Here is a 12,763-nt window from a genome sequence, read left to right on the forward strand (position 1 = left end):
AGTGGTGAAAGGTACTTTTGGTGATGATCCGGCGAGTAATCTCACTGCCTATGCTGTAGAGAATCTTGGTCCGGAACTGAAGAAAGAAATCGACCGCCTTGCTGGCTCCTTTATGAATAGTATGGAGAAAAACACGCCGCTCCATCTGGAATTCAACACGATTATACCCCGTATCCCGCCTGCGCACCGTGATAACATTGAAGCACTGATCAGAGATCTTGAAGTTGCTTTTCTTCACCGGCGATACGAAATGCTTCGCCTTGTTTTAAAAGACCCCCTTCCCTACGATCACCTTGTCGTGATGCTTGACAGATATTGTCTTGAACAGACCTGGGTATCGGACCCCGAAATACCCAGAATCGCTGCCCGGATTGTGGTGGGACATATAAGTCAATGGCGACTCATGTGTCTTCTTCACGACAAAATGCGGGGGCATATCGAGCACCTGTCCCAAGCATCATCGATTACCGCCGCCGACATGAAACACACTTTTTCGTGGCTTGGAAGGCTGATGATTTTTCTTCGCTGGGTCCCCTATGAATGGGTTGAAGAAATCCTTCTCGAAATTATCGATAAAATACGCCTTAAAAGCTCTGTCGATGAAATCCGGCTGTGTACCTCAGTGCTTCGTGCGTTCTTCTGCCGACCCAACATCAGCCTTAAGTCGGTAACTCACTTGTGTGATAATCTCCTTGATCGATTCCAGGATAAGCTGCCTTCCTCACTGCACCCCTTGCTCCGGGCAATTCTTGTTTCGGGTGGTGACGAATGCCGTCGATTTCTCGAACAGCAGGTGTATCGGAACCCTCAGCGCTACTGCACTCCTTTCTTTTTCGAAACCATGGCCCTGATCGACAAGGCTGAGACAGCGCGCCTGCTCTGCAGTGCCACAGATCACATTCTCACCTTTATCGATAAGGTAACCTATATTAACCTCCTTGCAGGAACCGGTGAGCGTACCGATTTTGTCGCAGATCAGTTGACTGCATTCTGGGATGATAACAATCTCGATATCAAACTTGCCATTCTCAAAGCAATCGATAAACTTCACTGCCCCCGAACATGTTCATTTTTCATTAAAAAACTCGATCGGGAAGATAACACCCGGTTTCAGCTTCTCATGCTCGATACGATTGCCGCATCGGGGCGGTTCGATGAACTCATGAAGCTGCCGGGGAAACTGGCCGGTGGCCATCCGGTCCTCTATTTTCATATCATTGACCTGTGTCATCGTACGCTCCTGTCCGAACCTGCCCTACTCACCAAATTGAAAAACTACACCCTGCTCATGCACTTCGAAATCGCCAGGGTCCAAATATATATGCTCTACCGCTTTCTCTTTAATTTCCAGGTCCTGATCGAAAAGGTCCGCTTTTTTGTTGAGAAAGCGGATGCGCTCGAAATCGATGTGACATTCGACAAGGAAAGCGGTTTTGTTCCCCTGGTTGATATGAAAGTTCCAGCAGCAAAAAGACGAAGACTGAATACCAGAGATTTCAAAAATCTCCTCGAAGAAATAACGCGCCTCAACTTTCGCCATGTGCAAAGCATGGCACTGCGCGAACGGCTGGGCGATATCCTGGATTTTGCATCAGATTTCAACCCCCGCTATTCCGATGATATCTTCGGTCGGGCAAAGGCGAAATTCGTACGCGCAAAGGTGCTCCACAAAGATGATTTCACCTGTTTTCGGGCCCCGAAAGAAACGAGTGTTCAACAACAATGCAATGATTTACTGGAGCGAACCGGCAACTCGATCGCGATGGTCCAGGAATACTTTCTTTTCAAGGAATGGTTTGTCCGTCGGGCCCCCTTTGTGCTTCATGATGGTCTCTTTGGTTTGATCGAGAAAATCCGGCGGGGTGACGAACTCCATTTTAATCCGGATGCTTTTTTGGAGGATGATGTCAAAAAGGATCTTCGAGAAATCTTTTATATCTTCTATGAATGTACCAAACAGGGAGTCTATCTTACCGACACACTGCTCGATTTTTTACGACAATGGCCTGCCCGGGAAATTCCCGATCATGTCTGGAAAGACCTGACTCACCGGCGGTCACAGATAGCGCGGGAAGAAATGGTGTTTGACCCCCACCATACTTTCGACCGGCACCTTCAGTTTACAACCTTTGCCCATCGATACCGCTACGGTAAAGAATCGGTCGACAGACCATCGATAATCTACCTCTGGCTGAAATTCGAACAGGCATCGGAACAACTGAAACAGAAGCTTTCCCCCCGCGGCTGGCCCGCGCTTCCACCCCACGGGGAAATGAGAACGACTATCGGTCCACTGGTGAAAAAAATGTATGTTCAGCAAATCGACGATGCCTGTGCGTTGTATGATTTTCTCATGCCGATCTACAAACGGTTTCATCCTTTGGGCATACGGATACGGATCATTCCCAATATTACCTATGGACTCTTTTGTCTGGCGCCGATCCTTATGGATCTTATTACAAAAGGCGTCCATGTCTCCCTGGCCGGAATCTCATCCCGCTATTGCGACGACATGAATATCAGTGAGTTCAAACTCCGCCATGACGCCCTCTATCCTGTCAAGCCCTATCCATTCAGCACCGCAAGTAACTATGGAACACTCAATCACGACCGGATTCTGATCGTTATTGACGGCACGATGGAACCGGTACATCGTCAGCACCCTCGAAAAATAAGGCTTCCCATGGCTCACCGGGGCTATTGTAACCATATTGCAGCGGTAAACTATGTACGGAGTAAATACGGATATGAAATGAATAATCCCTGCAGAGATGTGGCCTCCTCCCTCGGATTGAGCGAGCGGTATGTGCGTAATCTTGTTCGTACGGTTAATTTCGAGCAGACCGTCAACAGCCTGCTGCAGAACTTCGATAAAAAGGAGTTGAAACGGTTTCACCGGAAAACCGGTACCGGACGGACCTATTATACCTTTTCCCAATGGAACCCGGACGGTTACAGTGCCCTGACCGGCTCCCGTGGCTTTGGAGAACGGGAAATCCCCTGTGCGAAACCGGAAAGTATAACCTGCCCCACACTTCTCTTTATCAGCATGAATGGATTCTCCAAAAAGGATGCAATCCCCGCCTATTTCGATAACAACCCTGAAGTCGAAAAGTCCAGAATCATCATCGGACCCTACGGAGTAAACCTCGATACCGGATGGCCCTGGAAAGGGAAGGGTATTGTGGTGAAATTTCCTGAGGGGGAGAATCGATGAGTTGAGGTTGAGATTAAGCAAAGGTAGTGACTTTCAACTTTCAACATTTTTCCCCTCTCCCCTCGCCTCAGGGGGGTGCAATCAATTAGTTTTAACGCTTCATATAGGTATTAAACAGTATTATAATTACAACTTAAACTCAAGGAGATGAGTATGAGTACAATCGAATGCGTACATGCACGCGAAATAATCGACAGCCGGGGTAACCCGACACTCGAGGCTGAAATATATCTTGACAGTGGTGCAATGGGAAGAGCTGCGGTCCCCAGTGGAGCATCGACCGGTGAACATGAAGCAGTGGAATTGCGCGATGGCGATAAAAAGCGTTTTCTGGGCAAGGGTGTACAGAATGCCGTTACGAATGTCAATGATAAAATCGCCCCGGAAGTTATTGGTATGGATGCTCTCGATCAGAATGAAATCGATAAAACCATGATAGATCTCGATGGTACCGAAAACAAGGGTAATCTGGGCGCCAATGCCATTTTAGGTGTTTCACTTGCCTGTGCAAAAGCTGCGGCTGAAGAACTCGATATGCCGCTGTATCGTTATATTGGTGGGGTGAATGCGAAAGTAATGCCGGTTCCCATGGCCAATGTCATGAACGGCGGCGCCCATTCTTCAGCTCCTATCGATGTGCAGGAATTTATGGTTCAACCATGGGGAGCCGAGAGTTTCAGCGAAGGTATCCGCTGGGTCTGCGAAATTTTCCATGCCCTCAAGGCCATTATCAAAGGTCGTGGACTCTCCACTGCTGTCGGTGATGAAGGCGGGTATGCACCAGAACTTAAGGGCAATGAAGATGCTATTGAAACGGTAATCGAAGCTATCAAGAAAGCCGGACTTAAGCCCGGCAAAGATGTATGGATTGCACTCGATCCAGCAGCTTCGGAATTCTATGACAAACGCAAGAAAAAATACATTTTCAAAAAATCCGATAAATCCGAAAAATCATCCGAGCAGATGGCTGAATACTGGGAATCATGGTGCAAAACCTATCCGATCCGCTCAATTGAAGACGGCATGGCTGAAAACGACTGGGATGGCTGGAAAATCCTCACCGATAAAATCGGCGATACTGTTCAGCTTGTTGGTGACGATCTCTTTGTTACAAATGTCAAGCGTCTTCAAACCGGTATCGACAAAGGTGTCTGCAACTCCATTCTTGTCAAGGTAAACCAGATCGGAAGCCTCACCGAAACTCTTGATGCCATCGAACTGGCTCATAAAAACGGCTATACCGCGGTTATCAGTCATCGCAGCGGTGAAACTGAAGATACAACCATTGCCGATATCGCCATGGCAACCAATGCCGGACAAATCAAAACCGGATCGGCCAGCCGTACCGATCGTGTAGCGAAATACAATCAGCTCCTCCGCATTGAAGAAGAGTTGTGCGATATCGCTCAGTATGGTAAGTGGTCTAAATAAAACCGCTCTACTGCATTTGTACAGAAAGTAACATTCAAAAGGGAGATTACCGTTTTTCTGTAGTCTCCTTTTTTCATTTTTAATGCCGCAATCGCACGTTCAATTAGTTCCAGACTCACTTATACCGTTGGTGAAAGAGCCGACCGGGGTTTTCTTCCGAACAATTCTTCATACTCTCCAGGCAGATGGGAAAGAACATCGTTAATTTCGCCTTGAGATATGGCTTTCTTAAGCTCATCCATAACAACACGTGAACGATGAACGGCTTCGCCATATCGAACTCCTGTTCGGGCGCCGACCCGGTTGTAAAACTCCTCAAGATTAAAATATTCGCTGTTTTTCTCCTCAAGCAAAAAGGGTTTCAAACGATTTGGCAACTGGGCCGCCAACAGGCTGCACTCCTTACGACCAAGTCGCTCCCGTAATGTATGAAATACCGATGCCGGTGATCTCAAAGGAAAACGAGTCCTGATACGTACCGATTTGAATGTTCCAATGCATGAAGGCACTGTTACGGATGATACGCGCATCCACGCAAGCCTTCCCACCCTCAACTATCTTCGGGAACAGCAGGCACGATGTATAGTCTGTTCCCATGCCGGACGGCCAAAAGGTGAAGTGCGTGAGGAGCTGCGTCTTGATCCGGTACGCGATCGCCTTTCCGAACTACTGGGTGTCGAGGTTAAAAAGACCGGTGACTGTATTGGTGATGAGGTAAACAAAGCCGTGGAGCAACTACTGCCTGGTGAAGTACTTCTTTTGGAAAATACCCGGTTTCATCCTGAAGAGAAAAAGAATGATCCCGATTTTGCCCGCAAGCTTTCGGAGCACGGAGAAATATTTGTCAATGATGCCTTTGCAAGCGCACACCGTGCCCATGCTTCCACCGAAGGAGTTGCTCATTATCTCCCCTCTTATGCAGGTCTGCTGATGATGAAAGAGTTGGAGGTCTTGTCATCGTTACTGCAAAATCCTGATCATCCCTCTATCGCAATTATGGGTGGAGCCAAAGCGGCTGACAAAATCGGTGTTATCAGTCGTCTCCTGCCGGATATAGACATGCTTCTGGTCGGCGGTGTTCCTGCAACAACACTCATGAAAGCAAAGGGTATGGAAATCGGCGTCTCCATTGTCGATAACGATGCCCTCGATGATGCGCGGTCGTTGATCGAAAAGGCAGGCAATAAGCTGGTTATGCCGATCGATGTGTTAGTCACCACCGATATTTCTGTCTATGGGGAAGCGGAAATGCATCAGGTTACCGATGTTCCCCTTTCTACCAGCATTATCGATATCGGCGCGGAAACCAGTGCAATGTACAAGAAGAAACTCGAAAAAGCCGGAACCGTCGTATGGAACGGTCCTCTGGGGATTGCCGAAATCGAGCAATTTGCCCAGGGAACCCTGAAAATCATGAACAAACTTTCGGAAATCGATGCCACGGTGGTTGTTGGCGGGGGCGATACGGTTGCGGTTATTCAGAAGGCCGGTAAAAAAGATGCTTTCACCCATGTCTCAACCGGCGGCGATGCTTTTCTGGAGTTTCTTGAAGGAAAGGAACTCCCCGGCATAGCGGTATTACAAGGTGAGTTTGCCGAAGCTGCCTATGGGCAGGTGTGAGAAAAATGTAATGGAGTATTGGAAAACTCCCAATACTCCACTACTCCAATTCTTCTTACAATCCCCCCGCCCCATAGGTCTGCGGTAATTCCCCGGCCTGCCATTGTTCGGTTAATTCCAGCGGTTCAAGAGCATGGGTGTTGTCGATGTGGATTACCATATCAAACTGTTGGGGCAATGTTACCTCAAAATAATGACTCACCCGTTCAGTTTCCGGCATATAAATAACACCGATAGCCCGCTCCAGACGGGAGCGCATCAGGGCTTCACGCAACTTCTCGTTTCCCTGTTTGAGCAGCAATGCAAAGGAATTGTATTCTGCACGATGTAAGATATTCTCATAACTCTCTTGCAAGGATGGACTGATGGTTTTCCGTTGCACCAGACCGCCCCAGCGACTTGCTGCCGAGACAGTGCCGGTGTGGGTGGTAAAACCGATCGACAGGGATCGATTGCCGTATCGCTCCCGCATAAGTTGACCGATATTAATTTGACCACGAGAGGACATCTCGGTAGCCCGGGAATCACCGATATGAGAATTGTGAGCCCATATAACCATTTTAGGTTCACGTCTCTTTCGGATATGATCGGTCAGTGCTTCCGCTATCTCCATCATGTGACGGTCCCGCATATTCCAGGTCGATACCCGGCCGCCAAACATGGCCCTGAAGTACCCTTCGGAATTCAATGCAACCTTTGCGCTCTGCTCTGCAAAAAACTGTTCATCTTCTGCAATCAATCCATTCCTGCTGATATATTCCAGTGATTGACGCTGGAGGTCTTGCAACTGACGAAGGGCTTCTTCCCGGCAATTTTCACTTACATAGCTCATAGCCATCCCATAGCTTTCTTCTTCACGACCGTATTGTTCAAAACAGGAATATCGTTTGCGTGCCTTTTCGGCCGCATCAGGATCGACCTGGTCTAAGTACCTGATTACGGAATCGATCGATCCGTAGAGACTGTACAGATCCAGTCCGTAAAACCCGGCCATCTCATAGGGCGGTTTTCCCCGATTATATTCCCGAAGGAAACCGATAAAATCGACAACGTCTATATTGCGCCACATCCAGGCAGGAAAACGTTTGAAATCCTGAAGTGAATCGATCGCCTCGAGATCATCGCTGCGGTGCTTTACATATCGGTTGACACGGTACGCGTCCGGCCAGTCGGCCTCAACAGCCACTGCATTAAATCCATGCTCTGCAATCAACCGGGCAGTCAACTCGGCCCGAATCCGGTAAAATTCATGCGTCCCATGCGAGGCTTCGCCAATAAGAACATATCGTGAACTGTGTGCCTGTGCAAGTATTTCGTCATAATCGCCGGTAACCCCGATAAAAGGCAATGCCTCACGATTAATCGAATCATAAATCTGTAATTCGCTGTTCATACAATCCTCCATCGTAATATCATGTTTTCAACAATCAAGCGTTCCGGAATGATGCCTCTAAAAAGCGCAAATCACATGCCATTCTACACTCCGAAACCTCTTCATTTGTTAATCGTCCCGGATCGTTGTGGCATTATAATTGATGGAGTATAATTAAACCTCATATTTTATGGGGAAAAGGTTAATAATCGGCACCGGCGCCGACGCGCAGCTACCGGTCATGAAAGAGGTTGAAGAAAAGGCAAACCGAAAGGGTGTTGAGCTGATTGCCGTTCCCACCAGAGAAGCATGTGAAATGATCAGTCGGGAGAAAAAAGAAAAAGGTATCAACGCAATCATTCATGTAACCTGCTGATTCGTTCATGATTCTCAGAACTGAATACCGATAAAAAAGCCGGGCCACTTTTTCTTCCAGGTCCTCCCCTGCCGTATCGATTCTGCATTCCAGTGGGGTGCATAGAGCGTAGGACTTGAACCGGTAATATTGCTCCATGAAACACCGGCGAAAAAATTCATATGCGAATTGATTTTCCATTCGCCCGAAAGACGGATACGGGTAATAAAATCGAGCTTGTCGAGCTCGAGCTTCTCTACATTAAGTGCCTGCGTGAGCAAATCGACATTGAGACAGAAACCAGGAAGGGAAATGTCTTTTCCAATGCCATACCCTACAGAAAAACATCGATTGGTTTTTGATGGTATAATTCCGGCGGTAAAAAGTGAATAACAGCGGGAATGAGGAACCCGTAATCCAAGATTCATCATTCCGACCTCATCCAGCCAGGTCTGGCTATGAGAACCCACCCATTTCCCGAAGGTAATAAATGAAGGAGGGACATCGATAACTTTTCTGTCGGATGGACTCTTTTTCCTGTCTTCAAAGGGTAATGAAAGCGGAACAGGGGAATCGGACAAAGATCTGTTCACGACAGAGGAATCAGAAAGTGGACCGTCAGGCTTACTGTCATTAAAATCCATTGCCAATCCTGAAACAACTAAAATTATCAGAATAAAAAGGGATTCGTATCCACACGTGCTCTTTTGGCGTGACGTTGAGAAGAGAAATGGAAAAAGCATGAAAAAGCTTTACAATAATATATACTACAATCACTATGACAGAATTTGCACATGGTACTTTAGCCCTTAAATAGCAGCGCCATAAATATCACTTCTTAAATTATCCCGCCGGATATGGCCTGCGGCAGGTGCTCATTACCATGTGCTTACAGAATTCATACTACGATTGTGTAATAATAATATTGGTTATTCGATTACAAATATGCGGGAAAGGTTATACCCCGATTGGACCTCAAACAACAAAAGCTCCCCCGAAGAAAGACGGGAGAGCTTTTGATTTATAATAAAGCGCCTTACTGTGCATGATTGCCGGTTGTGCTACCGTATTGCAATTGAGTATCCTGCCATTACCAATAATGAACTGTTCTTGACTTCCTCGGCATTATCAGTTAATTCATCAGTATCGAATACATTGACGAAACCTCTCATCCAGCGAGCTTCAAGACCCAGATATCCGGGGCCGAGTTTGAAATCTACACCAGCGCCAAGGGTTATGCCTGCATCCAGATTCCTGATTTCATCATCAGCATCGTCTTCGGTGCGGAAAGGAGACAGATAACCGAGATTTAAGCCTGCCGGAACATTCTGAAGATTATCAACTTCAGAATTCAGCTGAATACTCAGGTGAGGTCCAGCATAGAGATTAGGACGAAGGAAACCGGCAGTGGGTATCTGCAATTTGAAAAGCACCGGTATTGTCAAATAATCAGTCTTGATCTCGACATCGTCGAATACCTGAGTTCCAACCTGTGCATCGTACCGCTTTCCACTCCGATGATAGAGAACTTCCGGCTGAATTGCGATATTCCGGCTTAGCATGAATTTTGCCGAAATGCCGCCGGCAACAAAATAGAAATTGTTGTCCGAGAGCACATCAAAGGCATCGTCTCCGCGCCATTGATTCTCCAGCACATCGATACCGTCACCGGTAATATGGCTTGTAATGAACCCAGCTTTTGCACCGAATTCGAAGTTTACATCCCGAAGTCCCTGGGCATAAGCGGTGCCCGACCAGGTGAAAAACATGAAAATACTGAGAGAAAGAATCGCTTTGTTAATACGTGTTAGTTTCATAATTTACCTCCTTAATGAAAAATTGATACAACCGGCTGTTTGAGTTACTTCCCTTATCGGGTTGTCATTTTGTCCTCATACACAGTGCACTCCTACATAATGCAAAATCAATGCCAACACCCGTACACGAAAGAGAGGGAATTTACAATAGAAAGCAAACATGACACCGCATATTATAGTATACAGGCCCGCGACAGCGAAGGAGTACTCTCATCCACAACAGATTCAAGGGGCCATTTTTCGGGATTAAAATGGGTCTAAATGAGGAAAACCGGTTCAACCGAGAACCAGAAAGATGCCCCGGGGACAGGATGGCAGTGGCGCTCCAGACCGGTAGTGCCGATCGACCTTGATACAAACCGAAATCGGCAGTTTGACAGATCGAATTATGTTTTCATTTCCGGAAATGAATTTGCCATCTTGACAGGAATAAACGGTTTTCGCTGCAGGATTGGTGGCCTGAGCCCGAAAGGAATAAAATAACCGGAACCAGTCACCCCTTCCGGAGCCAGCCGGATTCAGGGAAGTATCTCGATGACGACACTGTCCGCCACACACCTCCAGATTTCATCCATCTCTTCATTGGTGACCGCAATACAGCCATTGGTCCAATCGATTCCACGCATATACTTCCCAGCCCGGGGATACTTGTTCGGCATTCCATGGATCATGATCATTCCTCCGGGATCATCTCCACGGCCGTCGGCGGCTTCAATATCATCGCTGCGGGGATAGGAAATATGGAGTGACTTATAATATTTGCTTTTTGCGTTTCGCCAATCGATAAGATACCGGCCTTCCGGAGTACGGTTATCACCCTTCTTTCTCTTATGTCCCCTCGGATTCTTACCGAGACCGATCTGATAGCTGCGGAATATTTTGTTGTTTTTCATCAAAAACATCTTTCGTTCGCCTTTTTTGACCATAACCTTATCGGCCTGCGGCAGGGCATGAATAAGTGAAATCGACGTTAATAAAAGAATGCCTGTCCGTGTGATACCTTTGATCATATCCTGTGACCTTTCATCATATATTGAAATCTCCATAATTAAATGACGAGTCAGGGCATGTCATGCCGGACTTGCCTGTCCCGAACTTGTTTCGGGAATCCGGCGTCCATCCGTCACTGAAAGACCGGATGGCAGGCTCCTCCACTTTGCTTCGTGGTCCGGCTGGAGTTTATCCCGAACAAGCCTGCCCCCTACACCGATACGGGGATTCGGGGCCGGCAATGACGCAGAACATAGGCATTAAATATGGTAGCTCTCATTAGTTAAACGCTAAAACAATAGTGTGCAATAGAAAGATAAGAAACCAAAAAATAAACCCCTGCAGACAATTCCTCCACTTTTCACCAGTCGGCGTTCCATATTCGCTGGGCCCGGGTCACTTTTTGATGGAATTTCTGATTCTGGACACCCGAATCTTGAGACAAGTGTAGTGTCATTTACGCAGAGTCTTCATCTCTTCAATTTGACTGGCACCCCCTTTTAACCTATATTTTTATTTTCTTATTATCACCCATACAATTCTTGAAACGAGGTGTTCATTGGCTCCAAATGCTCTTCAGAAATATCGGGATCACGGACTATTGATTTTACGGATCGGTCTTGGCATAATGTTTCTTTTCCATGGATGGCCCAAGCTGACCGGGGGGCCGGAGAAATGGGAGATGGTTGGTGGGGCGATGCAGAATCTGGGAATCAATTTTGCCCCTGTGTTATGGGGATTCATGGCTGCGATTTCAGAATTTTTCGGTGGTCTATTTCTTATTGCCGGCCTGTTTACCCGGATTGCGAGTGCTTTTATGTTTACAACAATGTTTGTTGCCGCTTCCATGCACCTTGGCCGCGGCCAGGGCCTGGGCACAGCATCCCATGCGATCGAACTCGGCATTGTTTTTCTTTCCCTTATTTTTATTGGAGCAGGAAAGTTCAGTGTTGATGCTCTTCTTTTCAAGCAGTGGGATACAAAATCGCATTAATGCCTGTTCTATCACTGATATTATCAGATTTTCGAGCCATATTTGCCGGTACCGGCATAACAGGATTATCAGATGAAACTTTTCCGGTCTCCACGATTTCAGGCACTTCGGGCATATTCCTTCCCGGCAATGATTGTTCCCATTGCCGCCGGAGCTGCACTATCTGCAGATGATGGAATTTCTGCCGACTGGCGGCTTCTTCCCCTTATTCTCCTGAGCGCACTGGCCATTCATGCCGGTACAAATCTGGTCAACGATCTCGAAGATTTCAGCCGGGGTGTCGATAATCCAGAATGGCCGGGATCGAGCGGCGTTCTCGTTTTGGGTTTACTCACTCCCCGCCAGATCGTACTGCAGGCACTATCCTGTTTCGCTTTCAGTATCATTGCCGCTCTACCGCTCATCGTTATGCGCGGATGGTCCGTTGCCGCTTTAGGCGTCGTCGGCATTGTTGCGGGATATTCCTATACGGGAAAACCACTCGCCTATAAATATCATGCCCTCGGTGATGCTGCGGTTTTTATGCTCATGGGAATGCTGCCGGTAGCCGGTACCTATTTTGTACTCACCGGTTCCTGGAACCCTTCGACACTTCTTATCGGCATCCCTATCGGTTGCCTGGTAACCGCCATCTTGCACGCCAATAATATGCGTGATATAAAGCACGATTCCGATTCTGGATTTCGTACACTGGCATTCCATCTGGGATACCGCGGCTCGAAAGTGCTGTTTGTTGCGCTTATCATGACCGCCTATACGATCCCGGTTCTGCTTGCGCTCCTGCGCACGGCGGGAATGTGGAGTTTACTTGTTATGGCAACAGCTCCCATGGCCTTTTCCGTGGTGCGTAAAATTGTGAAAAGCTCATCGGAAAATCCCCGAAAGTTAATGTCTATCGATCGGGAAATAGCGCTCTTACATATGGCATTCGGCATCGCCTTTGTCTTTGGAATTGGAGTGAACTGAA

11 protein-coding genes are annotated in these 12,763 nt (G+C 47.4%); 6 read left to right on the plus strand and 5 right to left on the minus strand.

The genetic code is table 11. The features are described 5' to 3' along the window. Position 1: 1 nt before the first annotated feature. Both GF401_10070 and GF401_10075 read left to right on the plus strand, forming a co-directional pair. Entirely contained in the window at positions 2 to 3,217 is a 3,216-nt protein-coding gene (locus GF401_10070) for a hypothetical protein (protein ID MBD3345395.1), read from the plus strand. A 153-nt stretch (positions 3,218 to 3,370) separates the two neighbouring features. Further along, complete coding sequence (locus tag GF401_10075) at positions 3,371 to 4,648, plus strand: phosphopyruvate hydratase (GenBank protein MBD3345396.1); 1,278 nt, start codon at positions 3,371 to 3,373, stop codon at positions 4,646 to 4,648. A 119-nt stretch (positions 4,649 to 4,767) separates the two neighbouring features. On the opposite strand, the gene GF401_10080 is transcribed toward GF401_10075, so the two are convergent. Next, positions 4,768 to 5,178 (minus strand): DUF2267 domain-containing protein, encoded by a 411-nt coding sequence (locus tag GF401_10080; protein ID MBD3345397.1) that lies wholly within the window; start codon positions 5,176 to 5,178, stop codon positions 4,768 to 4,770. On the opposite strand from GF401_10080, the gene pgk reads away from it, so the two are divergent. Next, a complete protein-coding gene (pgk, locus tag GF401_10085; protein MBD3345398.1) occupies positions 5,117 to 6,268 on the plus strand; it encodes a phosphoglycerate kinase in 1,152 nt (383 codons plus the stop codon). The two genes, GF401_10080 and pgk, sit on opposite strands and share 62 nt — an antisense overlap. A 55-nt stretch (positions 6,269 to 6,323) precedes the next feature. Here pgk and GF401_10090 read toward each other — a convergent pair whose 3' ends face one another. Next, complete coding sequence (locus GF401_10090) at positions 6,324 to 7,661, minus strand: erythromycin esterase family protein (protein ID MBD3345399.1); 1,338 nt, start codon at positions 7,659 to 7,661, stop codon at positions 6,324 to 6,326. Between the two features lie 169 nt (positions 7,662 to 7,830). Here GF401_10090 and GF401_10095 point away from each other — a divergent pair, with 169 nt between their 5' ends. Further along, a complete protein-coding gene (locus GF401_10095) occupies positions 7,831 to 8,016 on the plus strand; it encodes a hypothetical protein (GenBank protein ID MBD3345400.1) in 186 nt (61 codons plus the stop codon). Between the two features lie 14 nt (positions 8,017 to 8,030). Here GF401_10095 and GF401_10100 read toward each other — a convergent pair whose 3' ends face one another. The 3 genes from GF401_10100 to GF401_10110 all read right to left on the minus strand — a co-directional run bounded on the left by GF401_10100 (position 8,031) and on the right by GF401_10110 (position 10,822). After that, the gene (locus GF401_10100) at positions 8,031 to 8,639 is read right to left on the minus strand and encodes a hypothetical protein (protein MBD3345401.1); all 609 of its coding nucleotides are present in this window, start codon (positions 8,637 to 8,639) and stop codon (positions 8,031 to 8,033) included. A gap of 417 nt (positions 8,640 to 9,056) precedes the next feature. Next, positions 9,057 to 9,812, minus strand: a complete 756-nt coding sequence (locus GF401_10105; protein MBD3345402.1) for an outer membrane beta-barrel protein — start codon at positions 9,810 to 9,812, stop codon at positions 9,057 to 9,059. Between the two features lie 518 nt (positions 9,813 to 10,330). Then, positions 10,331 to 10,822, minus strand: a complete 492-nt coding sequence (locus GF401_10110) for a L,D-transpeptidase family protein (protein MBD3345403.1) — start codon at positions 10,820 to 10,822, stop codon at positions 10,331 to 10,333. 608 nt (positions 10,823 to 11,430) lie between these two features. Between GF401_10110 and GF401_10115 the strand changes: the two genes are divergently transcribed. Continuing rightward, the gene (locus GF401_10115; GenBank protein ID MBD3345404.1) at positions 11,431 to 11,796 is read left to right on the plus strand and encodes a DoxX family membrane protein; all 366 of its coding nucleotides are present in this window, start codon (positions 11,431 to 11,433) and stop codon (positions 11,794 to 11,796) included. Positions 11,797 to 11,868: 72 nt separating this feature from the next. Then, a complete protein-coding gene (menA, locus tag GF401_10120; protein ID MBD3345405.1) occupies positions 11,869 to 12,762 on the plus strand; it encodes a 1,4-dihydroxy-2-naphthoate octaprenyltransferase in 894 nt (297 codons plus the stop codon). The last annotated feature ends 1 nt before the right edge of the window (position 12,763 follow it).

The sequence above is a fragment of the Chitinivibrionales bacterium genome (genome assembly GCA_014728215.1).
In the GTDB taxonomy this organism is placed as follows: domain Bacteria; phylum Fibrobacterota; class Chitinivibrionia; order Chitinivibrionales; family WJKA01; genus WJKA01.

Excerpts from the sequence above, each read along its gene's own strand:
- GF401_10115 (MBD3345404.1), top strand. The coding sequence starts at position 11,431 with ATGTTTCTTTTCCATGGATGGCCCAAGCTGACCGGGGGGCCGGAGAAA.
- GF401_10105 (MBD3345402.1), bottom strand. The coding sequence starts at position 9,812 with ATGAAACTAACACGTATTAACAAAGCGATTCTTTCTCTCAGTATTTTC.
- GF401_10095 (MBD3345400.1), top strand. The coding sequence starts at position 7,831 with ATGGGGAAAAGGTTAATAATCGGCACCGGCGCCGACGCGCAGCTACCG.
- GF401_10110 (MBD3345403.1), bottom strand. The coding sequence starts at position 10,822 with ATGATCAAAGGTATCACACGGACAGGCATTCTTTTATTAACGTCGATT.
- GF401_10090 (MBD3345399.1), bottom strand. The coding sequence starts at position 7,661 with ATGAACAGCGAATTACAGATTTATGATTCGATTAATCGTGAGGCATTG.
- GF401_10080 (MBD3345397.1), bottom strand. The coding sequence starts at position 5,178 with ATGCGCGTATCATCCGTAACAGTGCCTTCATGCATTGGAACATTCAAA.
- GF401_10100 (MBD3345401.1), bottom strand. The coding sequence starts at position 8,639 with ATGGATTTTAATGACAGTAAGCCTGACGGTCCACTTTCTGATTCCTCT.
- menA (MBD3345405.1), top strand. The coding sequence starts at position 11,869 with ATGAAACTTTTCCGGTCTCCACGATTTCAGGCACTTCGGGCATATTCC.
- GF401_10075 (MBD3345396.1), top strand. The coding sequence starts at position 3,371 with ATGAGTACAATCGAATGCGTACATGCACGCGAAATAATCGACAGCCGG.